This is a genomic window from Dehalococcoidia bacterium (genome assembly GCA_041653995.1).
GTDB lineage: Bacteria > Chloroflexota > Dehalococcoidia > GIF9 > UBA5629 > CAIMUM01.
This window is the reverse complement of the sequence record JBAZEK010000002.1, coordinates 58,549-84,371: the sequence shown is the minus strand read 5'-3', so window position 1 is coordinate 84,371 and position 25,823 is coordinate 58,549. Positions and strand designations below refer to the sequence as shown.

The 25,823-nt window shown below is 52.1% G+C and carries 22 protein-coding genes; 11 read left to right on the top strand and 11 right to left on the bottom strand.

Annotated elements, in window-relative coordinates; all coding sequences use genetic code 11:
• Positions 1-36: 36 nt before the first annotated feature.
• The 5 genes from WC359_06605 to WC359_06585 all read right to left on the bottom strand — a co-directional run bounded on the left by WC359_06605 (position 37) and on the right by WC359_06585 (position 4,641).
• Positions 37-804, bottom strand: a complete 768-nt coding sequence (locus WC359_06605) for a type III pantothenate kinase (protein MFA5400090.1) — start codon at positions 802-804, stop codon at positions 37-39.
• A 95-nt stretch (positions 805-899) separates the two neighbouring features.
• Positions 900-2,465, bottom strand: a complete 1,566-nt coding sequence (locus WC359_06600) for an NAD(P)H-hydrate dehydratase (protein ID MFA5400089.1) — start codon at positions 2,463-2,465, stop codon at positions 900-902.
• On the bottom strand, positions 2,462-2,965 hold the full coding sequence (locus WC359_06595) for a Mut7-C RNAse domain-containing protein (protein MFA5400088.1): 504 nt from the start codon (positions 2,963-2,965) through the stop codon (positions 2,462-2,464). The genes WC359_06600 and WC359_06595 overlap by 4 nt, the downstream gene beginning before the upstream one ends.
• A 25-nt stretch (positions 2,966-2,990) precedes the next feature.
• The gene (locus tag WC359_06590) at positions 2,991-3,677 is read right to left on the bottom strand and encodes a queuosine precursor transporter (protein ID MFA5400087.1); all 687 of its coding nucleotides are present in this window, start codon (positions 3,675-3,677) and stop codon (positions 2,991-2,993) included.
• A gap of 10 nt (positions 3,678-3,687) precedes the next feature.
• Positions 3,688-4,641 carry a magnesium transporter CorA family protein gene (locus WC359_06585; GenBank protein ID MFA5400086.1) on the bottom strand — a complete coding sequence of 318 codons (954 nt, stop codon included), beginning with the start codon at positions 4,639-4,641 and terminating at the stop codon, positions 3,688-3,690.
• Between the two features lie 138 nt (positions 4,642-4,779).
• Here WC359_06585 and WC359_06580 point away from each other — a divergent pair, with 138 nt between their 5' ends.
• From WC359_06580 to pfkB, 3 genes are read left to right on the top strand one after another with little or no spacing between them, the layout of a single operon-like run.
• Complete coding sequence (locus WC359_06580) at positions 4,780-5,787, top strand: tagatose 1,6-diphosphate aldolase (protein MFA5400085.1); 1,008 nt, start codon at positions 4,780-4,782, stop codon at positions 5,785-5,787.
• Between the two features lie 8 nt (positions 5,788-5,795).
• Entirely contained in the window at positions 5,796-7,238 is a 1,443-nt protein-coding gene (gene pyk / locus WC359_06575; protein MFA5400084.1) for a pyruvate kinase, read from the top strand.
• Complete coding sequence (gene pfkB / locus WC359_06570) at positions 7,239-8,174, top strand: 1-phosphofructokinase (protein MFA5400083.1); 936 nt, start codon at positions 7,239-7,241, stop codon at positions 8,172-8,174.
• A 9-nt stretch (positions 8,175-8,183) separates the two neighbouring features.
• Here pfkB and WC359_06565 read toward each other — a convergent pair whose 3' ends face one another.
• Both WC359_06565 and WC359_06560 read right to left on the bottom strand, forming a co-directional pair.
• On the bottom strand, positions 8,184-9,035 hold the full coding sequence (locus tag WC359_06565) for an MBL fold metallo-hydrolase (GenBank protein MFA5400082.1): 852 nt from the start codon (positions 9,033-9,035) through the stop codon (positions 8,184-8,186).
• A 24-nt stretch (positions 9,036-9,059) separates the two neighbouring features.
• On the bottom strand, positions 9,060-9,722 hold the full coding sequence (locus tag WC359_06560; GenBank protein ID MFA5400081.1) for an HAD family hydrolase: 663 nt from the start codon (positions 9,720-9,722) through the stop codon (positions 9,060-9,062).
• 72 nt (positions 9,723-9,794) lie between these two features.
• Between WC359_06560 and WC359_06555 the strand changes: the two genes are divergently transcribed.
• Positions 9,795-10,952, top strand: coding sequence for a radical SAM protein (locus tag WC359_06555; GenBank protein ID MFA5400080.1), 1,158 nt, complete (start codon positions 9,795-9,797; stop codon positions 10,950-10,952).
• A 37-nt stretch (positions 10,953-10,989) separates the two neighbouring features.
• Here WC359_06555 and WC359_06550 read toward each other — a convergent pair whose 3' ends face one another.
• Together WC359_06550 and WC359_06545 are read right to left on the bottom strand one after the other, a co-directional pair.
• Positions 10,990-12,012: a DDE-type integrase/transposase/recombinase gene (locus WC359_06550; GenBank protein ID MFA5400079.1), complete on the bottom strand. Its 1,023-nt coding sequence runs from the start codon at positions 12,010-12,012 to the stop codon at positions 10,990-10,992.
• A 122-nt stretch (positions 12,013-12,134) separates the two neighbouring features.
• Positions 12,135-13,046 carry a hypothetical protein gene (locus WC359_06545; GenBank protein MFA5400078.1) on the bottom strand — a complete coding sequence of 304 codons (912 nt, stop codon included), beginning with the start codon at positions 13,044-13,046 and terminating at the stop codon, positions 12,135-12,137.
• Positions 13,047-13,243: 197 nt separating this feature from the next.
• On the opposite strand from WC359_06545, the gene WC359_06540 reads away from it, so the two are divergent.
• From WC359_06540 to WC359_06515, 6 genes are read left to right on the top strand one after another with little or no spacing between them, the layout of a single operon-like run.
• Positions 13,244-14,974, top strand: a complete 1,731-nt coding sequence (locus tag WC359_06540; protein ID MFA5400077.1) for an ABC transporter substrate-binding protein — start codon at positions 13,244-13,246, stop codon at positions 14,972-14,974.
• Positions 14,975-15,007: 33 nt separating this feature from the next.
• Positions 15,008-16,738, top strand: a complete 1,731-nt coding sequence (locus WC359_06535; protein ID MFA5400076.1) for an ABC transporter substrate-binding protein — start codon at positions 15,008-15,010, stop codon at positions 16,736-16,738.
• 46 nt (positions 16,739-16,784) lie between these two features.
• Positions 16,785-17,747: an ABC transporter permease gene (locus WC359_06530; GenBank protein ID MFA5400075.1), complete on the top strand. Its 963-nt coding sequence runs from the start codon at positions 16,785-16,787 to the stop codon at positions 17,745-17,747.
• On the top strand, positions 17,740-18,675 hold the full coding sequence (locus WC359_06525) for an ABC transporter permease (GenBank protein MFA5400074.1): 936 nt from the start codon (positions 17,740-17,742) through the stop codon (positions 18,673-18,675). The genes WC359_06530 and WC359_06525 overlap by 8 nt, the downstream gene beginning before the upstream one ends.
• A 25-nt stretch (positions 18,676-18,700) precedes the next feature.
• Complete coding sequence (locus WC359_06520; protein MFA5400073.1) at positions 18,701-19,696, top strand: ABC transporter ATP-binding protein; 996 nt, start codon at positions 18,701-18,703, stop codon at positions 19,694-19,696.
• A complete protein-coding gene (locus WC359_06515; protein MFA5400072.1) occupies positions 19,693-20,661 on the top strand; it encodes an oligopeptide/dipeptide ABC transporter ATP-binding protein in 969 nt (322 codons plus the stop codon). Before WC359_06520 ends, WC359_06515 begins: the two co-directional genes overlap by 4 nt.
• On the opposite strand, the gene WC359_06510 is transcribed toward WC359_06515, so the two are convergent.
• A complete protein-coding gene (locus tag WC359_06510) occupies positions 20,641-22,017 on the bottom strand; it encodes a tRNA uridine(34) 5-carboxymethylaminomethyl modification radical SAM/GNAT enzyme Elp3 (GenBank protein ID MFA5400071.1) in 1,377 nt (458 codons plus the stop codon). The two genes, WC359_06515 and WC359_06510, sit on opposite strands and share 21 nt — an antisense overlap.
• Before the next feature lie 66 nt (positions 22,018-22,083).
• On the opposite strand from WC359_06510, the gene WC359_06505 reads away from it, so the two are divergent.
• Complete coding sequence (locus WC359_06505; GenBank protein ID MFA5400070.1) at positions 22,084-22,746, top strand: methyltransferase domain-containing protein; 663 nt, start codon at positions 22,084-22,086, stop codon at positions 22,744-22,746.
• Here WC359_06505 and WC359_06500 read toward each other — a convergent pair.
• Complete coding sequence (locus WC359_06500; protein MFA5400069.1) at positions 22,743-25,763, bottom strand: diguanylate cyclase; 3,021 nt, start codon at positions 25,761-25,763, stop codon at positions 22,743-22,745. The genes WC359_06505 and WC359_06500 overlap by 4 nt on opposite strands.
• Between the last annotated feature and the right edge of the window lie 60 nt (positions 25,764-25,823).

Genomic DNA, 25,823 nt, shown 5'->3' with positions numbered 1-25,823 from the left:
GCACTCAAAGGTACGCCCCTACGTTTAAACTAATGATTAGTCCCGGTTCATATTATAAATCAGGCGGAGGCCGATTAGGGTAAGGTCCGGATTAACGACGTCTATGACAGCGGAGGCCTGCGGCGCCATGGTGGCGAAGCCGCCGGTGGCAACCACCTTGGCTTTCACCTCCAGTTCGGCCTGTATGCGCTGCACCAGTCCTTCTATCAGGCCTATATATCCGAACACTATGCCCGATTGCATGGCGGCCACAGAGTTGCGGCCGATGGCCTTCTTGGGTATGGCCAACTCGATTCTGGGCAGTACCGCCGTGCGGGTGAATAAAGCCTCGGTGGCGATGGCAATGCCCGGGGCGATGGCGCCTCCGATATAGCGGCCGTCTTTTGAAACGACATCGAACGTGGTGGCGGTGCCCATGTCGATTACGATGACCGGCCCTCCATACAGATTATGGGCTGCGACGGCGTTGACGATACGGTCGGGCCCTACCTCGCGCGGGTTGTCCATATCGATGCGGACGCCCGTCTTGACGCCGGCCTCTACAATGAGTGGTGCCTTCTTGAGGAAGCTCTTGCACACCTGTTCGAAGACGATCAGCATGGGAGGGACCACGCTGCAGATGACCACGTCCTTGATCTGCGGCCCGGTTACTCCCCGCCGTTCCATCAGGGACAGCATCAGATGAGCGTATTCGTCGGATGTGCGGTGGATGGCGGTGGAGACACGCCAGGTCGTCTTGATCTTATCCCCGTTAAAGACGCCGAACGTAACGTTGGTATTGCCTATATCGATCGCCAGCAGCATAGTAACTCATTATGACATAAATGAAGGTGTAAATCATCCCCTGCACCCACATTGTAGGGGCGTTGCTACAGATGCGCCGGGAAGAGCGGGCAGGTCTAAAGACCCGCCCCTGCAGCAAGTTCCCTGATTGCCTTCGGAAGGGCCGGCAGCAGATCTGTAGCAAGCATGCCCGCGTCACCCAGTTCAGCTCTCACCATCTCCCCCGCCGCTGCGTGCAGGTAAACTCCCAGAACGGCCGCATCTAACGACGGCATGCCCTGTCCGGCCAGTCCGGCGATGGCGCCTGCCAGTACGTCGCCCGTGCCTGCCGTGGCCAGTCCTGCGCTGGCATAGTCGCTTATGCGTACGCTGCCCGCGGGATCCGCGATGATGGTGTAGGCCCCTTTGAGCACGACGATCTTGCCCCAGTGCGCTGCGGCTTTGCGGCACATCTCCAGCCTGTTACCCTGCAGCTTCTCTATGGACAGTCCCATCAGCCTAGACATTTCGCCGGCATGGGGTGTGACGACCGTGCCGGCGGGAAGCTGCTTCCACCATCCATCCATGCCCGCAACGATATTGAGCGCATCGGCGTCAAGTATCAGCACGGGCGGTTTTTCCGGCAGGCCTGTCAGCACAGTTCGCACGAAATTCCTGGTATGAGGATGTTGTCCCAGGCCGCAGCCCATCAGAAGCACCCTGTAATACGGCAGTATGCTTAAAATAGCCGACGAAGCTTTTGCCGAGAGTGTTCCCTTTGTAGTTTCCGGCAGCGGCGCGTAAGTGACCTCGGTGAGCTTGGAAGCCAGTATCGGCTGCAGGCTTCTGGCGGTTGACAGCGTGACCACGCCCGCTCCGACGCGTGCGGCGCCCATGCAGGCCAGGTAGGCGGCTCCAATGTAGTTCTCCGATCCCACCACGGCAAGCACCCTGCCGAAAGTGCCCTTGTTGGCGCTGGCCGGTCGCGCCGGCAGGGCAGGCCGGGCCCATTCTGCGGTGATCAGCTCCGTTTTGATGTTCCGGCTCAACCTCTCGGGTATGCCGATGTCGGCGACTACCACCCTGCCCGCCATGCCTGCGCCCGGGAAGCTATACAGGCCGGGCTTGGGCAGGCCCAGCGTTACCGTAAGGTCTGCTTTGAGACAGCTCCGATCCACGGCGCCGCTATCTGCATTCATACCTGTTGGTATATCGATGGCCACCGTTATAAGCTGCGGCCGCCGCTGCTTCTCAAGGTTGATCATGTCAAGAATTTCTTTGAACCTGCCTTCGAGCGGCCGGGCGCGCCCTGTGCCCAGTATACCGTCGACCATCACCTCCGCCCTGGACAGGACGTTTTTCAGCTTTGCGTACCTGATGTCCTTATGCATAAAAGTCAGAGGTATGCCGTGTTGCCTGGCCAGGGCCAGGTTTTTATCTTCAAGCGATCTTTCGCTCAATAAATAGATACTTACATCAGATCCCCACTCGTGAAGGTACCTTGCTGCGACCAGGGCGTCGCCTCCGTTGTTGCCCGGACCGGCCAGCACGAGGACGATTCTCCCCGCCATATAATCCACGAAACCGCGTGTTTCCTCGGCCACAGCCCGCCCGGCGTTCTCCATGAGGAACGATGTAGCGATACCGGCATCGGCCGCCTTGCGGTCTATCGTCCTCATCTGATCGGAAGTTACGATCTTCATCGACTTACTCCTTGCGCCGGCGGCCGTTCCTCCGCGTCGAACTCAGCCATCTTCCTGTTCATCGCGGCCCAGTGCGTCCCGCGCCAGTAGATGCGTCCGCAGGAAGGGCATTGCATATACTGCTCCTGCAGGTCGTAAACCCTCGCCGGCACCGATCCTGTCACCTCGCTTTTATCCCTGCTGGAAAGCTCGGCGTTGCATTCCAGACAGCGGGTAAAAGGCCTGTAGTCCCGGTCTATGTTCAGCGCTGAAATGGCTGTACGCATCTGTGCTACAGGGTTATCTCCCGATACCAGCAAAGCCCTTACGCGGCCGCCGGCAACAGCCCGCCTTTTCATGAACTCGGTGTCGCGGGTGATAACGGTCCTGCCCTGCGCCAGCGCCAGTTTAACCATGCTCCCATCGTCAGGCCCGTTGAAGAAGATTGTGTCGTAGCCCATCATACGCAGCCATCTGGCGAGCTTGCCCGCATTGGCATCCACGATAAACCGCTGTTCCACGTTCCAATTAAATTTTAGGGCCTAATCAATCCGCCCGCAAGGGATTGAAATCGGTCCCATAGTCGTAAGTATCGAGGTTCTCGGCCTTCTTAAGATACCCGACCAGTGTATAGGTTAACGGCGTGGCCAGGATTTCATAACAGATTTTAAACAACCAGTGCCAGAGTATCATAGAAAAAATGAACGCGGGCGGCAGCACTCCCCAGAATCCGATAAGGAGTACAATGGCTGTATCGACTGCCTCACCAGCTACGGTTGATGCGATTGTGCGTGTCCACAGCCATTTCCCTTTGGTTAACATCTTCATGCGGGCCATAACGTAGGAATTCACAAATTCCCCGGCCAGGTAAGCGATAAAAGAGGCAATCAGGAAACGGGGAGTATTGCCCAGTATCCGTTCATAGGCGGCCTGCGCATCGAATACCGATGAGGCCGGCAGGATGCCCACCAGCCAGATGGCGCTGACCATCAGCAGGTTACAGAAAAAGCCCAGCCAGATGACGCGCCTGGCCTGGCTGTAACCGTATACCTCGGTCAACACATCCCCGAAGATGTAGCTGAGAGGGAAGATTACAACGGCAGCCGGGAGGGGGAGGCCGAAAACCTCGATCTGCTTAACGATCAGGATGTTGGAAGCCAGAAGACATGTGATGAAGAGCGCTGTGATGAAAACGAACCTGTACGAGTAAGACAATCCCCTGGTTGCTCCCATGCGCCTGCACCTAAATCCAGTTCTTGCGATGGAAGTACCATAACATCGCGCCCGCGGTGACCAGCATAAAACCGATGACTACGACGAAAGTGAGGAAGTCACCCGATCCGTTTCCGCCCGGCAGGTGAACATTCATCCCGTAGATGCTGGCAATCAGGGTGGCCGGCGCCATCATTGCCATGACGATGGTCAGCACCCGCATAACCTCCTGGATGCGATGCGAAGTGAGCCAGTTGCTGGTATCCGCCAGCCCGTCCACAACCTCCTTGCAGTCTTCCAGTCCGTCCCAGATCTTGCGTATATGGTCGGCTATATCGCCGAAATACACGTCCTGGTCTTCTTTAAAGAACGGATATTTCTCCTTTTCCAGCTCCTCCACAACGGCTATCTGAGGGTGGATAATGCGGCGGAATGAGATCAGGTCACGGCGGATCATGGAGATCTCTCTCACCGTCTCGGGAACGGCGCGTGAGAATATAAGGTCCTCGATCTTATCAACATTGTCCTCGATCCTGTCCAGGATTGGGAAACAGTAATTAACCAGGCGGTCCAGCAATTGATAGAAAAGGAAGCTGGCGCTGCGCCCCATGTATTTCTGGCGTACGTTTTCATCGATGAGACACTCGTTGAACAGCTTGGAGAGCGGCTTGAGGTCGCCCTTGTGGCTCGTGACCACGTAGTTCTCGCCTATGAAGATGTCAAGCTCGCTGGGCGTGGTCACGCGATTGGTCTTATCGAAAACGGGGAAGTGCAGGATCACAAACAGATATGATTCGTAGTCATCAATTTTGGGTCGCTGGTTGCGGCTGAGCACGTCGTCCAGCGCCAGTGTGTGAAAATGGAAGTTGTCGGAGAGATACTGGACCTCGCGCTCCGTGGCCTTTTCTATGTAATACCAGGTCAGTTTGCTGTTACAGCAGACCGAGTTGATATTATATGAGTCTGTCGAAGCTGTAATTTGCATCACTTTTTCCGGACGATTTTCCTGCTGCCCGTTTCCCGGGCGACAACTTGTTATTATAAATCTTCTGCGATTTTTATTACAGGCTATACTGCGGTCGACTTGTAATCGGAATTACAAACGGCTATATTGATTAACATGATGAGCGGAAAGAACAAGCAGATATCTGTAGGAAAAATCCGGGGGCTGCAGCAGATAGCGACGCCGTCGGGGCTGCTGGTTATGTGTGCCATGGACCACCGCTCCGGGCTTGTCTCAATGATGGAAGGCTCTCACCGTGAAGCCCCGGATTATGCTGAGATCGTTCAGATGAAGCTGGATATCTGCTCGGCGCTGGGGCCGCACTCCAGTGGAATATTACTCGATCCGGAATACGGGGCTGCTCAGTGTATAGCCGGCAGCGCTTTGCGAGGGCAGACAGGTCTGCTGGTAAGCATCGAGGCCACCGGATACCAGAAGGATCCAACTGGACGGCTTACCGCGTTGCTCAAGGACTGGGGTGTGGAGAAGATCAAGCGTATGGGCGCATCGGCGGTAAAGATACTGATCTACTACAGGCCTGATATCAGCAAACTGGCGAAGAAACAGCTCAAAATAATCGAGAGCGTTGCGGCAGACTGTATTAAATACGACATTCCGCTGCTGGTCGAGCCCAAGACCTATCGGGTCGAGGGTGAATCCATGGATTCAGCCGAATTTGCTCGTAATCTGCCTCAGATGGTGATCGAGACGGCGCGGCAGATCACCGCCCTGCCGATTGATGTGCTGAAAGCCGAGTTTCCGGCGGATTTGAAATATGAGCAAGACACGGTCAAACTGGCCGACTATTGCCGGCAGCTTGATGGGGCATCGTCCGTCCCCTGGGTTATTCTCAGCGCAGGCGTAGACTATGACACGTTCAAGCAGCAGGTGACCATCGCTTGCCAGGCCGGCGCCTCCGGGTTATTGGGCGGACGCGCTATATGGCAGGAGGCAACTGAGATGGAATCAAGAGATAGCAGGATCAGCTTCTTATCGGGGACTGCTGCCAAACGGATGCAGGAGCTGGTTGAGATAGCCGGGCGCTATGCCCGACCCTGGTACGGTAAGTTTGGTCTGAGCGCAGAAAAACTGGCGGATACGGACGCGGGCTGGTACCGCAGGTATTAGGTTTGGAGATGGCCAAATTGCCGCAGCAGGATCTGACCCTGCGAAAAACCAAAATCGTTTGCACTATCGGCCCCAGCAGCATAGTGCCCTCTGTGATCAGACAACTACTGGAGGCCGGGATGAATGTCGCCCGCATTAATGCCTCGCATGGCACCGTTGAAGAGCATGCCGAGTATCTGGGACTGCTGCGCCGGGAGGCGACCAAATTGAAGTTGTCTCCGGCCATGCTGCTTGACTTGCCCGGCCCGAAGGACCGTACCGGCAAGGTCAAGAAAGGAGGCGTCAGGCTCAGAGAGGGAGCCGATTTCATTCTGACCACGCGGGACGTGCTCGGGGATGAATCGCAGGTATCGGTCGACCTGCCCGATCTTCCTCATCATGTGAAACTGGGACAGACCATTTTACTGGATGATGGATTGATCAGCCTTAAGGTGGAATCTATCAGCGCCGATTCAGTCAAATGCAAGGTCGTCACCGGGGGCAGGCTATACGACAACAAAGGTATCGCTGTGCCCGGGGTGACATGGGATATCGATGCTATCACGGAAGAGGACTGGAGGCATCTCGAGTTCGCTGTGGTTCAGGACGTCGACTTTGTGGGGCTGTCTTTCGTGCGCTGCGCTGAAGATGTGATAAAGGTGCGGGAATTCCTGGTGGAGAGGGGATCGACAGCCAAGATAATCGCCAAAATCGAACGTCTCGAGGGGCTGAATAATTTCGATGCAATTCTTGAAGCTGCCGACGGCGTGATGGTGGCGCGCGGCGATCTTGGCGTGCAGATACCCATACAGCGCGTGCCGATTGTGCAGAAAGAGCTTATTAAAAAATGCAATCACGCGGGTAAACCCGTCATCGTGGCAACCCAGATGCTGGAGTCGATGGTTGATTCCCCCGTGCCCACACGCGCCGAAGCCACCGATGTGGCCAACGCTATCTTCGACGGCACGGATGCCATAATGCTGTCCGAGGAGACGGCCGTCGGTCAATATCCTGTGGAGACTGTGAAAATGATGTCCCTCATAGCCCTTGAAGCGGAGGCTGCACTGCCCTACGATGAAAATATGGCCAGCCGTGGTAAGTACCTTCAACCGCTGACGGATGATGCCATCAGCTATGCGGCCTGCCACACGGCGCACCAGCTGGGAGCCAGAGCCATCATAGCCTATACGGCTTCGGGCAGCACCGCCAGGCGGGTGTCGAAATACCGACCGCGCACGCCCATACTGGCCGTTACCGCCATAGAGTCCATACGCAGACAGTTAGCCCTTTCATGGGGTGTGACAGCTCTTAAAATTCGTGAGCCTAAACTGGTGGTGAATATGTTTACAGAGGCCGCCGATGCCGGTCGCAAATGCGGCCTTTGCTCCGCGGGAGACCTGGTGGTGGTGACCGCTGGGGTACCAATGGGTAAATCAGGCACCACCAACATGCTCAAAGTCGAGAAGATCTGATTGATTGCGACTGTAACACTGAATCCATCGCTGGACAGGCATGTGGCGGTGGAGAATCTTATATTGGACGATACCAATCGCTGGCTCAGCTTCAAACGGGAGCCTGGTGGGAAGGGCATCAATGTTTCCAGGGTGGTTAAGGAGCTGGGCGGCAGAACGACTGCATACGGCTTCGCAGGGGGATTCACCGGCAGGACGCTCAGGGCAATTCTGAAGCAGCAGGGCGTCCCCTGTGATTTCACGCCGATCAAAGCTGAGATCAGGAGCAACTTTATCATCACTGATCTCAAGACACACTGTCAGACCAGGATCTCTGCACCCGGCCCCAGAGTCTCAGCCGGTGAGCTTAAGAAACTGGTGGGCAAGGTCGTATCACTCAAGCCCAGGCCTAAATATATGGTTATGGCCGGCAGCGTGCCGCCGGGTGTGCCTTTTTATATTTACAGGGACCTCATTCGTGAGATGAAGGCGCTGGGCATCATCACTGTGCTCGACTCGGCCGATCTCTGGCTACAGGAGGGTATCAAAGCCAGGCCGGACGTGGTCAAACCCAACGTGCGGGAGGCGCAGACCGCCATGGGCATCGATCTCTCCAGCCAGGATGATATTATGCATGCTGTAAGAACCCTGATCGGCAACGGAATCGGCATAGCAGCGATTTCGTGCGGCGGGGAAGGCATGATTATCGGCGATAAGGATGCTATTTATAGGGTCGTGCCGCCGGGCGTGGACATTATGAGCACGGTGGGCGCCGGGGATTCCGCGGTGGCGGGCCTGGTCTTCAAGCTGAGCGGTGGAGGCACTCTGGAAGAGGCCTCACGGTTTGCCGTGGCAGCCGGGACGGCGGCTACATTGACGCCCGGCACAGAGCTGTGCCATAAGCGCGACGTGGAAAGGTTGCTGCCACTGATAAGAGTGGAGAGGCTGCCCGTTTGACCGGGGATGCTACAGCAACGTCTTGGTTCCCGCGCTGTTGAAAAAGAAAGCCTCGCTGAATTCGTTTGCCAGGATGGCGCCTGATTTCAGGCCGGTGCAGTGCGAGACACCCAGTTTAGCAATTTTAAAACTCCTTAATGCATTGACAGTCTCGTCCATCTGGGTTTTACTGGCGCTGACAAGGTGCGTGCCGCCGATAACGGCGTAGATTTGCCCGACACCGGTAATTTTACGTGCATGCAGGATAGTATTAATCAAGCCCCTATGGCCGCAGCCCAGCAAAATGATCAGCCCCTTCTCCGTCTTGATTATCAGTGAAAGGTCGTCGGAAAGAATGTCGGGGACGTAATCTTCCTCTTCTTTAGTATGCAGCGTGGAGTCGATATGCTCGTAATCGACGCTGACATCCACCTCCCCGGTCGTCATAATGCTATCGGTTATTCTGACCGGGTCCCGCGACAGGTTAAAGCGCGCACCCAGGGCTTCGAGCTCGGCGCGTGTGCCGGGCATGCCGATATATTTGGCGGGAAGACCTTTCAGATAGAAATGTTTTTCCTGGAAGATATCAGGATGAGCTATAATCTCGATGCCATCCGGCCTGTTACCCGAGCTCTGTATCAGGGCCAGAACATCCTTGAGACCGCCGGTATGGTCGTAATGGCCGTGGCTGATGACTATTTTATGAACCGTGCTCAGATCGATTCCCAGCGTTCTTGCGTTGTCCAGGATATGCCCGCTGGGGCCGGTGTCGAAAAGGATTTTCAGTCCGTCCGCTTCGACTAAAAGGCTCTGGCCCCACTCGCCGTAAAGCGTGGGTACCCCCGATGTATTTTCAACCAGCGTAGTAACCGTAATCGCCATTATTCTCCTCCATCGTTTAATTTATCAACCTGCCAGCAGGAGAGTCAATTCATTGAGGCTTTGCAGTGACCCGGCAGTACCGGTTTTCCCGTCACGATCGAGGTGGAAGGCCCTGATGCCGATGCTGGCGGGCTCGATGCAATCGAACTGCATATGATCGCCTATATGTATTACCTGACCGGGGTCCACACCCAGATCACGGCACATGGCGGCCCAGAAATCGGCGGTCTTGACCTGTTGATTATCGGAGGTCGATGAATAAACGGCGCGGAAATTGTGCTCGATGTCCCGCAGCAGATGCTTTAAGAAAGGCCTGGGCGATCCCGACGCCACGCTCAGCACGTATTTTTTATTAAGTTGTTTAAGTACATCCTGGGTATCCGGGTAGTACTGCACCCTGGGCTGCAGTTCCTCCATGGCGATATCCGCGTCACCCAGGTCGAAGCGGGTGAACCAGTACTGGACATCGTACCACTCCAGGCGCTGATCACCGATGCTGTCATAGGCCTGTCTGACCTTAATGGTCGCTTCTTCAAAGTTTAACCCGTGCCTCCTGGAATAGCGCTCCGGTATCATTTCGAACCAGATCGCGCTGCTGAAATCAGTGGTTACCAGGGTACCTTCCACATCGAAAGAAACCACGGCGATGCCGTTATCTTTTTTCCGCATGACAACAGATTTTAGCACTTTGATCGCTGTTGCGCCCTGGTAGAGTGGAATTTCCACCGAGATAACTTAAGCGATAAAATAAATGACAACATGGACCTGGAAAAGCTGAATCAGTACTACTTTGAGACCGGACCGATACGGCCTCCCAGCGAGGCTTACTCGCTTCTAATCCGCGCTACGCGCAATTGCCCCTGGAATAAATGCGCTTTCTGTCACACCTACAGGGGATGTAAATTCGAATTGCGACCTGCTGAGGACGTGATAAAAGATATAGAGACAGCCCGGGCCATAGTGCAGGGTATCAAGGAGTTCGGGTGGCAGAACGGCTTCGGCAACCAGCCGCGCGAGGTGGCCGCCTATATACACAGCCTGGTGACCAATAACGACTCGGTCAGGCAGGTGGCATTGTGGCTGTGGGCCGGCGGGAGGTCGGCATTCCTGCAAGATGCGAACAGCATCATTATGCGTCATGCAGATCTGCTGCGAGTGGTATCAGCTCTCAAAGACAATTTTACCGACCTCGATCGCATCACGTCATATTGCCGCTCAAAGACGGCCGCCAAGAAAACCGTTCATGAGCTGGCAGAGCTGAGGCAGGCCGGCCTTTCGCGAATCCATATAGGCATGGAGAGCGGGTGCGACGAAGTGCTTAAATTTGTGGACAAGGGTATGACTGCCGACGACCATATCAGGGGTGGCAGCAATATAAAGGAAGCCGGTATAGAGCTGTCCGAATATTACATGCCCGGGCTGGGGGGCAGGCTATGGTCAAAGGAGCATGCCGCGCAATCGGCGGCGGTGCTCAACCGTATAAATCCGGATTTCATAAGGCTGAGGACGTTGATGGTGGGGGAGACGCTGCCCCTCTGGGAAAGGGTCAAATCCGGCGAATATAATGTGCTGGACGAGGATGAGATCGTAAAGGAAACAGGCGATTTTATCTCGAGGCTGGATTTCACTGGAGAATTGAAGAGCGACCATATAGTAAACCTCCTGCCAGAGCTGGAGGGGAAATTTCCGCAGGCCAGACAGGCGTGCCTCGACACTATAGAGCGTTATCTCGAAATGCCTCTCAGGGAGAGGCTCAATTACCGCGTGGGCAGACGGGCCGGGCTTTACGAAAAGCTCAACGATATCTTCGACGCCGCCAGGTACGAGAAGATCGATACGGCCATGCGTCGCGTGGGCGTTGAGACCGCTGAGCAGGTGGATGAACTGATCGACGGAATGAAAAAGCACTTCATTTAAACGTATAATTAGGTTAAGTTCAAACGTGGTTGGTGGCTCATTTCTTTGTTACCATCAATATTGCTGCTGATTGCTTTTTAATTCGCTTGGCTTTTTTCTTGGCAGCGTGCTTCTTTACTGCTGCTCTAATCTGTAGACGTAATTTCTGCCTTTGTTGTTGTTCAGGTGTTAGCACATTGATGATTGGTTTTGGCTTGGATATTTGGCTGATAGGGGCTGTTTTGGTTACTACATCATGCCAGTCATGGAACGGTAACGGAATACCCATCCCGACTGCCGGTGGCACATTACCCAAAGCTTCGTGCTGTTTAAAGAAATTGTAGTGAATTAGCCATCCCTGAGTTATCAGGTCAGCAGCTTCAACGTTTTTGTATGCTCTGACTACCTTTGTCCTATCCTTGAACGTGCCGTGAAATCTCTCTATTTGGTTTGTACTGTCAACCGTAGTAAATGGCTTGCTTCTTACGTGTGCAACGTTATTATGCCCAACCGCAAAATCCACCCCATCGATATATGCGTGCAGTTTATCTGTAATTATTACTCTTGGATATTTACCTGCTCGCTGCACCGCTTTTGTTATAAGCGCCTGTGCATCTTCCGCTGTACGTGTGCTGGATATATGCGATGCTAAAAGGTATCTCGTTTTAGCATCTATGATGTCCCAGAACCAGAGGTCACGCTTGCTACCGTGTACATCTATACCAGTCTCATCAGCAATCCATACATCTCCAACTTCAGGTGTAAAGTTCTTGGATTTATCAACAGCATCTTTAGTAAATCGTACAATCCAGTAATAAATAGTGGATTCCGATACTTCATTTCCAAATTGGTCTTTAAGTTGTCCCTGTATGCCATCTAAAGACATGCCACGGTAATACATTCCCATAGCAGCAGATATTTGGTCAGTAGGTGTCTGCATACTCGGTAATGTATTGGGTACAAACTTACGATTGCAATCGTTGCAGAAGTAACGCTGTATTACAATACCATCTTCCGTAGTGAGTGTACCGTACTTGATAGTGTTCGATGATTGACAGTATTTACATCTCATTTCATCCATAGCTAATTCAAATATAACTTAGCTTCACTATTTCGGATTATAGCTAAACGGATATTTTTTGTATATAGTTATAGAAATTAGTTTTAGCGATTGACCTAAACTTATAACCTAAACAATAACAGCTATCTAATATGGAAAGTATATTGTATAAAGACACCTATTAAAGTTCCTATCGCTGTACCTATAACTAAACCAGCAATGCCCAAAACAAAATCGAAGAAGATTTTATCTTTGTTCAATAGGTCGAAATCTAAAATAGAATCCCATTCTTGGAGTATAGTGCCACCTAATTTTACTTGTAGTTGTAGATTGTAATGCGTAGCTTTGTTTAAATGTGGTAATTTTAGGTATGCCCTCAATATATCATCATCAGTTATACTTCTTGTTAGTCTGCCTACATCAGCGTATTTAACTTCTTCCTGTTCTCCGTTTAATAACCTCCACGAATATTCAAGAATATCTATTTTAAATTTAGATTTACGGGGATACTTGATTTTAAATAACAATTGAATATCCGCACCTGTGAAATATGGGAAAAAACCAAATATGTGTGTATTTCTAAACTCGTTTATTCCAGTCGGTTCTACACATAAAGGGTTACTGAAAGGTGGAAAATATAATTTCCTATATGTTGGCATCTTAAATACTTTGTGTAAGTACGTTACTATTCTACTATTACGTATGATAGAATGACAATCGCATTTGAGGATGGGAGGTTTTGTATGCGTGTGGTATATATCTGTATCGCTATTATAGGTGCTCTGGTTGCACTCATAATCTTGTGTAACTATGTCAACATGGCCTTTGGTGGTGCTGATTTCCTTGATGGAATTTTTGGGTGTTTTGAGTGTAATACTATTTGTATCATCTTTGTCGGAGTTATTGGAATCATCATCTTTGGAATCTTTTTTAGATTTGCTTCTGATCGCCATAAAGGCAGATAAGATAGTTACCACCCCGATAATTGGTAATCCGATATACGGATTCAGTAAAGCCAACCGTGCAAAACATAGGGCTGCTATTATTGCAGCCAAAATAGCTATTAAATAACATAGGCATTGAAGTGACGAAAACCCATACCAACCCCCTTTGAACTGAACCTATAATTATGTTAGTATATTCTCCCCGGTCAGCCGGGTTTGTACCGGGAATTTCCAGAAAATCGTACAGTGAAAATCTGCAACCAATTGACGGTTGCCGCGTTATAAAAGCAGAAAGTCAAAGGAGAGATATGAAGAGGATATTAGTATTAGCAACGGTCATTACTATTTTTATCACGCTTTTACCCGCATGCACGGCAACACAGCCGCAACTTCACCCCGTTAAGGGTACATTTGTCGAATCGCAACTTGGTGAAAGTGCGCAAACACTTAATTGGATAATTGCTACCGATGGAGGGGCCTCAAGAAGGTATGCCAGTTTTATGGTTGAGCCGCTGGCCGTTTACGATAACCAGTATAAGCTGCAACCGCGATGCATTGCCAGGGAATTGGAGGTGGCTCCGGATGGGCTGACTTATACCGTCACTATCAGGGATGACCTGAAATGGAGTGACGGGACCGCTGTATCGGCGGATGATTACGTGTACACAATTAACAACATCATGCTGGCGGACTGGCTGGAAAGTGCGGACAAATCACGCTGGCAGGAGGAGGTCGCAGGATATTTAGTGCCGGTTAAAGCAGAAGCGGTGAGCGGCACTGCTTTCAGGATCGTCAGGAAAACCGCTGATCCTAATTTCGAATATGCCGTATACGACCTGATGCCCTATCCCGAAAATATTGCTCGCCATTATGAAAACATGGCCGACGCATTTATCGCTTCGCCGGAGTTTAACAATATGAGCTACTGCGGCAACCTGGGACCCTACAGGCCTATTGAGTGGACGTCAGCCGAGGGCCTGGTGATGGAGCGGAACCCCTATTATTACCTGGGCAAAGATAACGGCGCTCCTTATTTTGAGGGATATGTTATCAATCAACCCGGCCTGCAGAATTTCATAAATGAGGGGCTGAACCAGGGGAAGATATCTTATGCATTTATTGAACCGCAGGACGCCAATACGTTTCGTGGTAACAAGGACCTGAAAGTTGTAACCATCCCATCGGGGCAATTCCTGATGCTTGCCTACAACCAGCGCGACAACGGGTGGATCGGCCTGAAAGACCCCAGAGTCAGGCAGGCCATATCGATGTCAATCGATAAGCCGGCCGTCATCAACGATATCTTCGGAGGATATGCCGAGCCTGCATATGGAATCATCCCACCCTATTCGCCCTGGTATAGCGAGAATGCGACTCAGGAATTCGGCATGAACGCTGCCGCTGATGTACAAAAAGCCATCGCGCTGATAAAAAGCGCCGGCTACGAGATGAAGGACATCGACGGCAAGCAGCGCTTCGTGGATAAGGACGGCAAAGCAATTAAACTGGTACTGCCCGTTGCCATTGACAGCGAAGTTCAGAAAGCCGCAGCTTACATCATTGGCCAGAATCTGAATAGTATCGGATTTGAGGTCGAACCCAAGTACCAGGTGCAGGATTTTGTTGCGCGCGAGATTTATATGAACAAGGTGCCCGGCGTCGACAGGAATCCGGAATACAATGGTGGCCCGGGGGCTGTGAGCAGCCAGCCGTGGGATCTGGTAATTCTATCGTCCTTCGGCGATGCCCTGACCATAGGCCGCAGTGAGATTTTCTTTTCAACCAAAGGCAGGTTAAATATCTTCGGCTTTTTCGATGATAAAATAGATGACCTTTATAAAAGAGCATCCTCCGCTGAGGCTGTTGACCCGGTCAACCGGCAGAAGATATATAGCGAGCTTGCTAAGGCCGTATCCGATGCTCAGCCTGTCGATTTCATCGTCTACTACAAGGATAACTTTGCATTTGCCGACAAGATAAAGGGAATTGAACCCGGGGTTAACATGTTCTATAACTACCAGTTGTGGTATACGGAGTAAATCGGGCGGCGCGGATCACAGGTGAGGGAAAAATTGAATAATACAGTAGTAAAGAGCAGTTTCGCTGCGATTACCCTGGCGTTGCTTCTGGCAATCTCTCTGTCGGCCTGTGCTGCGCCTGCTACAAGGGGTAGTTTTATCGAGGGCGACGTGTCGGGCGGTGAGGCCGAGACTCTCAACTGGATACTGGCTGCCGACGCTTCTTCTTTCGGTTATGTGGGATTCACACTGGAATCGCTGGCGAATTACGATAACGAGTTCGACATCGTTCTTCGCTGCCTGGCAAAGGATATCGAAGTATCGCCGGACGGGTTGGTCTATACCTTAACCATACGTGATGACCTCACATGGAGTGACGGCTCACAGGTCACTGCGGAGGATTACGTCTATACTTTAAAAAACCTGATGTTTTCGGACTGGCTGAACTATAATTACAAGGATGACTGGCAGGAGGATGCAGGCGGTAAGAAGGTTTTCGTTACTCCCGCTGTGGTTGATGACACGACTTTTACGATAACACGGCAAAGTGTACAGCCTGAATTTATTTACACGTTATATAACCTGATACCCTATCCAAAATATATTGCTTTGAAGTACGAGGGGGATGTGGATGCATTTACCAGGGCCAGGGAATTCAACGACCTCTCGTATACCGGTAACCTCGGTCCTTACAAATTCAAGCAGTGGTTGAAAAACGATAAGTACGTCCTTTCCCGCAACCCGCAGTATTTCCTGGGCAAGGATAACGGCGCGCCGTTTTTCGATGAATATATAATCAAAATGTTTGGAACCTCGGCGGTGATGCAGGCAGCGCTGGAGGCCGGCGATATAACCTATTGCGGAATCGAGCCGCAGAATGTAGCCAAATTCAAGAAAATGCCGGACATCAACGTATACACGGTGCCGACCCGGGGCTATAACATTATCGCTTATAACCAGAGAGATAACGGCTGGGAAGGATTGCGCAGGAAAGAGGTTCGGCAGGCGCTGTCCATGGCCATAGATAAGGAGACTATTGCGAAGAAGATCTCCCTGGGCTTTGCAGAGCCGGCATACAGCTTTATCCCGTCCAGCTCACCCTGGTACAGCGATAACACGGTCATGAAGCTGGGCGTGGCTCCCCTCAACGATAAGCAACAGGCCATGCAGTTGCTCAAGGCAGCCGGATATGAATATACAAAGAACGGCGACCGCGACATTCTGCTGGGCAAGGACGGCAAGCCGGTTAAATTGCTGATGGTGACCACACCCGGAAGCGACGTGGTGGAGTCCATGTCCCTGCTGATCAAACAGGAGCTGGCGGCCGTCGGTATAGATGTCGAGGTCAAATGGGTGCAGTGGCCTACACTTCTGAGGCAGTATATGATGAACAGGGAGCCCGGCACGGATCAGGAGCCGAGATATAATAACGGCCCGCGAGCCGTGAGCGACGAGAACTGGGATATGACTCTTATGGCGCATAATACCGATCCCCTTGCCCCATCCGGCAGCCGCGTTTTCTTTGCCTCGGACGGCGGGCTCAATTCATTTGGCTTTTTCAATGACCGGGTTGATCAGCTTTTCCAGAAAATACGCTCTGAAGAGGGGATGAATAAAGACGATCGCTCACTTATGTATGGGGAACTGGCACGTGTGATATCGGAGGAACAGCCGGTGGACTTTATTACATATACGCGCGCCAATCGGGGATTTCAGAGTAATGTCAAGGGCATCGAGCCGGGCATCAATATGGGTTATAATTACTACCTGTGGCGCTTTGAATAATAGACAATAGCAATAGCTTCCCAAGCGCTGCACCAGGCACATATAGATGCGCAGCTATATTATCAAGCGTCTTATCTACAGCGTCGTCATCGCCTGGGGCATCATGACCGTCACTTTCATTCTGCTACGTCTGGGACCCACCTCGCCAGTTGACAGGTACATTCTCAATATCGCTGCCAGGGGTCAGGACGTGGAATCTGCTCGTCAGGCCATCGAGGCGCGCTATGGGCTGGATAAGCCCATTATCGAGCAGTATTTTACCTACATGAGTAACCTGCTGCAGGGCAACTGGGGATGGTCTTTCAGCACGTCTCAGACTGTTGGCGATCTGATAGCCTCGCACTGGATATATTCCTTCCAACTGATATTGCTGGCTACCATTTTCGCCATCGTTATCGGGGTTGGGCTCGGCATGCTGGCAGCGGTAAAGCAGAATACCAGAATAGATTACGCTGCATCCATCTTCTCATTCATCGGTATTTCCATACCGGGATTCTGGCTGGGACTGATGCTGATAATGGTATTTGCTGTTTACCTGGGATGGTTTAAAACGTATTACGATACCAGTTATCCGATTTGGTCGCTGGAAAACATCAAACAGCTCCTGCTGCCTGTGCTGGCGCTGGGTATAGGCGAACTGGCGGGATATCTGCGTTATACCAGGTCCGCCATGCTGGATAACCTGCGCAAGGATTTTGTGACAACAGCGCGCGCCAAGGGACTGCCGGAGAAGACGGTCATCGGCAAACACGTTCTGCGCAACGCCGTGCTGCCGCTCGTTACAATTATTATGTTCGATCTGGGAAGCGTTGTTTTCGGCGGCGCGTACCTTACGGAGATAGTTTTTGGGATTCCCGGGCTGGGGCAGGTATCTTTCAATGCTATTTTCGCCAACGACTACGCCGTGGTGGTGGCGGTTACCCTGATCGGCACATTCCTTGTACTCTTCATCAACCTGGCGACAGACCTGATCTACACGTATCTCGATCCGAGGATAAGATATGAATAAGGGTAAGCCGGCACGCTCCGGCAAGCGGCTTATCGATTATTACTGGGAAAGGTTGCGTAAAAACCGGCTGTCCATCGCGGGTTTGGGCTTTGTCGTGTTCCTGTCACTGGTAGGTATATTCGGCCCGATCTTTGCGCCGGACCCGCAAAACACGGATTTTATGATCAAGAACCTTCCTCCGCTGGGGTTTTCAATCGAAGAATCGGTCTACGAAATATCGACCGGGGAATCCACAACTACGGTTGTATGGGGGAGGCCGGATCACCCGCTGGGCACGGACAGCAAGGGGCGCGATATGCTCGCCATGCTGATTTCGGGGGCCAGAATATCGTTGCTGGTCGGGTTGCTGGCTACCGGAATAGCCCTATTTCTGGGCACGTTTATCGGCGTTCTATCGGCTTTCTCGGGAGGATGGGTGGACAATGTTTTAATGCGCTTCACCGATATAATGATGACATTTCCATTCTTTCTCTTGCTGGTGATGATCGTGTTCATTTTCGGGCCGAGCCTGGCCATCATAGTGCTGGTCATAGGTCTGACGGGTTGGACTGGGGCGGCCAGGCTCATCCGGAGCGAGACGCTATCCATCAGGACCAGGGACTTCGTCACTGCATCCAGGGCGCTGGGGGCCAGCGATGCCAGAATAATGTTCCATCATCTTATTCCCAATGTCAGCAGCCTTATTATCGTGATGGCTACGCTCTCAATACCCGGTGTGATCATGGCTGAAGCGGCGTTGAGCTTCATCGGGCTGGGAGATCCCATGAGCACCAGCTGGGGAACCATCCTTAATACCGGCCAGCACAGCCTGGACACAGCCTGGTGGGTAGCTGTCGAGCCGGGCATCATGCTCTTTCTCACAGTTCTTTCCTTCAATTTCTTTGGCGACGGCTTGAGGGACGCCTTTGATCCCAGAGCCAGTATATGAAATAACGTACGGGAATAGTGTTGGAGTGAAATCTGAAACAGTTCTGGAAGTTAAGGACCTGAAGACATGGTTCTTCACACGCCGCGGCACGGTTAAAGCCGTGAACGGTGTGGATTTCGTTCTTCGGAAGGGAGAATGTCTTTGCCTGGTGGGAGAGTCCGGCTGCGGAAAGACGGTGACCGCCCTCTCGATTCTACGCCTTTTCGATAATCCACCCGGGAGGATAGTAGGAGGCCAGGTTATTTATAAAAACGCTGATCTGACTACCTGTCCGATAACATACCTGAGAGAGATCAGGGGTGGGGATATCGCCATGGTTTTTCAGAACGCGCAATCGTCGTTGAATCCTGTTTTTACTATCGGTGACCAGATCGCCGAACAGGTGATGGTACATGAACATGTCAACCGGACTAAGGCGATGGACAGGGCCCGGACGCTGATGGAGGAGATGAATATCCCACAGCCGGGACGCGCGCTTAAGATGTATCCGCACCAGATGTCGGGAGGTATGAAGCAGAGGGCCATGATTGCCATGAGCCTTTCCTGCAGCCCGGAGATATTGATCGCTGATGAGCCGACTACGTCGGTGGATGTGACAATCAGGGCACAAATAATACACATTTTGCAGGAGCTGAAGATTCGCAGGGAGATGTCCATCATTTTCATCACGCATGACCTGTCGCTGGTCAAGGAGATAGGAGATCGGGCTGCTGTAGTGTATGGAGGCAGGGTGGTCGAAGTTGCCGACGTTGAAGACATATTGAAAAGCCCGGCACACCCATATACCGTCGGACTCATCGATTGTCTGCCGGATGTGTCATCCCAGGCTAAAAGGCTGCCATCCATTCCGGGCGTTACTCCCAATCCATTGGAAATGCCGCCCGGTTGCCCTTTCCACCCCCGCTGTTCAAAGGTAATGGATATTTGCAGATCCACAATGCCTGCATCCGTGAAGATCACTGATGTTCACAAGGTAGCCTGTCATTTATTCGGGGATAAAGATGGAGGCGGAGCGCGATGATCGGCGGAGCCATGCTGGAGGTTAATAACCTTAAAAAGTACTACCGGATTACAGGCGGGCTGATATCACGTTCGATCGGGGAGATACGGGCGGTGGATGGTGTTTCTTTGACTGTTAACAAGGGTGAGGTGCTGGGTCTGGTAGGGGAATCAGGGTGCGGGAAATCGACTCTGGGCAAGACCATTTTGAGATTGGAAGAACCGACATCCGGTGAGATCAGATTCAACGGTGTCGATGTGGTCGGTCTTAACAGGCACAGCCTGAGAGAACTGAGGGGAAAAATGCAAATAGTCTTTCAGGATCCGGATTCGTCTCTGGACCCCAGAATGACTGTCGGCAGTTCGATAGCGGAGGCGCTCATTGTGCATGGTATCAGTGACCCTGCTGAGATGGAGGACCGCGTGGCACGCTTACTGGAGAAGGTCGGGCTGGAGGCGGATTTTGGGGAGAGATATCCGCATGAGTTCAGCGGCGGTCAGAAGCAGCGCATCGGCATTGCCAGGGCGCTGGCAATGGATCCACAGTTGATTATAGCCGACGAGCCTGTCAGCGCATTGGATGTCTCGGTGCAGGCACAGATACTTAATCTCATGATGGATATTAGAGACAGGGATGGACTGGCTTATATCTTTGTAAGTCACGATCTTTCGGTGGTCAGGTACTTATCCGATCGTGTAGCAGTCATGTATCTGGGCAGGATTGTGGAGACGGCGGATAAAGCAGAGTTCTTCCGAAATCCGCTGCACCCTTACACGGAGGCTTTGTTATCGGCTATAGCCGGCCTTCGTCCCGAAGGCGGGGAAAGGATACTGCTGACGGGTGATGTTCCGTCTCCTCTTAATCCCCCGGCAGGTTGCCGCTTCCATACCAGGTGCCGTCGCGTGATGCCGGTGTGCTCTCAGATCGAGCCGGAACTCCATCAAATTACGCGCGGACATCCGGTATCATGCCACCTGTATGCTTGATCCGAGCTTCTTGCACATATAGTGGTCTTCAAGTTCATAGCCGAATCCGCGGCGGAAATAGTCACGGGCTCCCACGCCGCTGATCACGGCAATGCTGTCTGTTGCGAATTCCTCACGGGCGATTCGCTCCGCTTCTTTAACCAGCGCCGATCCCAGCCCCTTGTGCTGGGCAGCAAGGTCGTCCTGCTCGCCGATCGGCACCTCCGAACCAAAAATGTGGACCTCCCTTATCAGGGCAGGATAAATATCACGTGAACCGATGCGGAGCCGTAATAAACCGAAAAGTGTGCCGGCATCATCTTCGAAGGACAGGAATACTTCCCTGCCGCCTGATGCCTCATAATCGTATCTGTGCAAGGTTGGCTCACCTATCTTCCAGCCTTCCCGCCGGCGATGGCCGTATTCACGGCAACGCGTGCACCGGCACTGCGCCCCTCTCTTCTTCATTACCTCTTTTACTCCGGAGCGCAAGGAAAGATCGCGGCAACCCGCCACGATAAACCTGGTAGGGATATCGCGCATCACGCGCGGAATACGTACATATCCCGGCACGGTATCCTTGATATCGGCTATCAGATCCGTCATTTTGCCCATGGAGTAAGGAGTGTATTTGCCCTGGTGGTACCATTGCTCGAGCTCGGTGCCGGTCACAACGAGAGTGGGATAGATCTTGATTCCATCGGGCTTATACCTAGCATCGCTGAAAAGCAGCTTTGCCTGCGCCAGGTCATGCGGGGGTGTCGATCCGGGCAGGCCGGGCATCCAGTGGTAGTAGACCTTTAAACCGTACCTTTTCAGCAGGGCGGTAGCGTCGATTACATCTTTCGCGTAGTGACCGCGCCGGACCAAACGGTATATGTCGTCGTCCAGCGTTTGCACACCCAGCTCCACGCGGGTGGTGCCGAATTCAAGCATGCGCTTTACATCGTCCTCACTGCACCAGTCCGGTCTGGTTTCTATGCAGAGTCCGACACACCTGTATCCGGCAGTTTCGTTCAATCTTTGGGCATCCTCCAGGTTTTGTGAGGGACGCCCATTAAGCGCATCGTAGCAAGACCTTACGAAGTTGTACTGGTATTCAGGCGGGGAGGCCAGGAAAGTACCGCCCATTATGATTAATTCCACTTTATCGACCGGATGTCCCATTTTGGAGAATATACTGAGGCGGAACTCCACCTGCCTGGTTGGGTCGTATTCGCATGACAGGGCTCGTAATACCGCGGGGGATTCCGGAGTATAACTCTTGGGCGAGCCGTCGAATGTGGGACAAAAAACGCAGGAGCCGGGGCATGGCATAGGCCTGGCCATTACCGCTACGGGTGTGACGCCTGAGATCGTCCTTGAACCTTTTCGCATAGTGGGATGCAAATATACAGGTGTGATATATTTAGGTTGCGATTCAAGTTTAGCAAATCGGGCAAAATGCCACCAAAGGACAGTCACATTTCAAATACTTACGACAATATAGCGGAGAGCTGGTACCGCCTGCGGCACTGGACACGCTTTGAGACCGAACTGCGGTCCCTGGCGGATCGCTGGGGGCAGGGCAGGCTTTTAAATATCGGCTGCGCCCACGGCCCGGATTTTCTCCCTTTCAGGGGCAAATTTGAGATGTGGGGGCTCGACTCATCGGGACAGATGATCAAGATGGCCGTTAAATACGCAGAAAAACATAACATCAGTCCCCGGTTATTAATGGCGGATGCTGTTCAATTGCCCTTTTGCGATGGCGTTTTCGATTATGCATTAGCTGTGGCAACCTATCATCACATCCCCGGCAGGCAGAGGCGGGATATTGCCTTTCGGGAGCTGAAGCGCGTGCTCAAACCCGGAGGGGAAGCCTTTATCACCGTGTGGAACCGGTGGCAGAGGATTTTTCTGGGTAAAGGCAAGGAGGTCCGCGTGCCCTGGAAGATCGGAAATCAGGTAATCCACAGATACTACTATCTATTTACTTATTTTGAAATCGTGAAGGCGCTCAGCAGTGCTGGATTTAAAGTGCTGGCAGCGCGGCCGGAAAGCTATTACAAATTACCGTTTAAATGCTTTTCACGCAACATATGCATCCTGGTTAAGCGGGATTAATCGGTTTCCTGGCGGACCCGTTGCATCTCGAGCTCGATATCATCGGGCGCTGTTGAAAGCACTATCGGTATAAAAGTCCTGACGATATTAGGATCGAATTGCGTGCCGGCGCATTTTTCCAGTTCGGCGACGGCTTGCTTGAAAGTAAGTGCCGAGCGATAAGGGCGCTCCGATATCATAGCCTCGAATGCATCGGTAACGCACAGTATGCGCGCTTCAATGGGTATCGTCTCTCCTTTCAGTCCTGCCGGGTAACCCTTGCCGTCCCATCGCTCATGGTGGTGCTTTACGGCAGCCAGACAGGCGCTCAGGCTCGGGACGTGCCCCACAATAGTAGCTGATAGCCGGGGGTGCTGCTTTAGCAATTCCCATTCCTCATCCAGCAACTTCTCGCTTTTGTTGAGCACGCTGTCCGGTATGCCCACTTTCCCGATATCGTGCAGGAGCGCTGCTGCGCTGACCAGTGTCACCTGTTCCGGCGCCAAGTTCAGTTTTTCCGCAACGGCAACAGCGTATCGGCTTACGCGGCGTGAATGACCGTAGGTAAATTTATCCCTCGCCTCCAGTGTCGCCGCCAGCGCATATATGGTGCTCAGTACTTCTGCTTCAGAGTTTACGCTTACACTGGGCTCGTTAAGTGAGAAAAGAGTGCGCGACGCTATAGATGTCCTGTTCTGTCCAGTACGTTTGGCATAGTAGAGAGCCATATCGGCCGCGTAGCAAAGCTCATCAAGCGTAGTGCCGTCTCCGGGCCAGGATGCGACTCCGATACTGACCGATAAATCGAGCTGCCGCGCCGCCATTGCTTCAGCTATCCTCTCGCGCATGCGCTCGGCAACGCTGAAGGAGTCCATGGTGGAAGAGTTAGGGAGTATCACCGCAAACTCATCTCCTCCATACCTGAAAGCCTGGTCCGATGACCTTATGGAGCTTTTTATTATTTCGGCTGCCTGGACCAGGAGTCGATCGCCGGCAAGGTGTCCGAATGTATCGTTGTATTTCTTGAAGTTATCCAGGTCGATCAGCAATATCGAGAGTATATCACCGTATCTCGAGTGGCGGTCTATCTCCTCCCGCATCCTTTCGTCGAAATGGCGGCGGTTGAAAAGCTCGGTGATACCGTCGATGCGAGCAATCTCCTCCGATTTGGTAAAGAGGCGGCTGTTTTCAATGGGAGCTGCAATCTGTGATGCAAGGTGCTCGAGCAATATCGTCTGCTCGGGGCTATAAGCCGCGGCCTTCTTACTTCCGACCAGCAAAACTCCTATCACGTCTCCCTTATTTACGAGAGGCAGATAAAGCATCGATTTGATCCCGCGTTTGACGTGGTCTTCTCCAGTCCAGAACCTGCTGCTCTGGGAAAGGTCGCGTTCATAGAATGAACGCTTGTTGAGGAAAACCCATTCAGCAGTGGTGCCGGGCAGGGGTATTTTTTGCCCCGTGTTCCATGCAGAGCCAACATCGGACGATACTGCGGCGAAATATATCTCGTTTTCCTCAATCAGACAGATCGCAGTGTAGTCTGCCTCAACCACTTCCTGCAGTTCGTCTGCAAAGGCGTCGTAGACATCCTGTATATTGAGGCTGGATGAGATCACCGCTGACAATTGGTTGAGGAGAGATAATTCCTGCTCGCGCTTGCGCAACTGGTCCTGCAGGTATTCTTTTTCCAGACTGGTAGCGATATCCCGGATTACCCTTTCCGCCAGGTTAATATCCTCGAGTGTGTAGCGGTGTTTATCCACCCGTTCCCCCAGCATCATGAGGCCGATCGTTTTACTCCTGCTTATGATGGGAAGAAAAAGATGAATATCCAGCCGCCTAATAGTATCTTTTTCCTCGTTCCACAGGCCTTTAAATTCAGGGGCTATTTCCAAAGTTTCACGGGTTAGATAGGTATTCTCCTTTGCCAGCCACTCCAGTAGAGGGCTGTCCTTTTTAATAGTGAATGAAGCGTCATTACTTAATGGGGGGAGTGCAAACCGCACGTAAAAATCCGATCCGTCTTCCTGCGGTAGCAGCAGGAATGCCTTTTTACACCTGAGCGAGCCGGAAAGCAATGTTAGAAGCTCGCTGCCGAGTTCATCAAGGCTGATCAGACGCCTTATTCTGTCCCTGACCAGTGTATTTAGTTGTTGCCTGTAGCTGTAACTTTCCCTGTAAAAGAGTTTATCTATCTGGCTGGATGTGAAGCTCCGAATCTGTAGAATCACCAGCGTTATGATAAGTGCGATTCCCATGCCCAGCGCCAGATTTGAGGGCGCAATTTCGATGTTAAATAGAACATGGGCAATGGCGAACAGCAATAGGTATATACCGACACCGACTGTAGCCATTAGCAGCAGGGTCAGTCCGCGGCGGGCTATCAACCGCAGGTCCAGCAGGCGATGCCTGATAACTGTATATGTGAGAATAAGCGCGAGAAGGCAGTTGCCAACCTGTGCCATGGGATAAACACGTCCGATCTCGATGGCCGTAGTGAGCGATAGAATGAGCGCGATACAAAGACCGAATATAAGGTTAATGATCTGGTTACGTACAATCGGATCAGCCAGATGGCTCAATTTTCGCGTCAGCAAAAATGCATCTCTTGCCAGCAGTAAGAAGTTGAAGAGCATCACCGGGTAAAGCCAGAATCCGTATATTGGTAAAACACCGTTCTCAAAGAGGACAGTTTGGGGGAGGAAAAGAAGAACAATAATTATTGAAATAACGGAAAAACCAAGGGCAAGGGGAAAGCCGGGCTTGGCGGTCTCATAATACGTACGTAAAAAATAGTGAAGCGGCGCTATAGATAGAGCAAGAAAACACAGGGTAATTTTAGCGAGCAGCAACTTGTCATCCATGAAGAAGTCGCTGCGGAAGAGGAAGGTGCCGAGGCTCCAGATCATCATGCCGACGAGGAAGGCGGCAAATAGCTTATGCCGCCTTTGCCAGGGGCGGTTGGCAATAAGCAGGATCAGGAGCGGTATATAGGCTATAGTCGCTAAAAGCGAGACTAATGTACCGATATTCATAATTTAGAAGTAAATGGTGTATATCAGTCATTATCAATGGAATCAGATATAAAAGTCAAG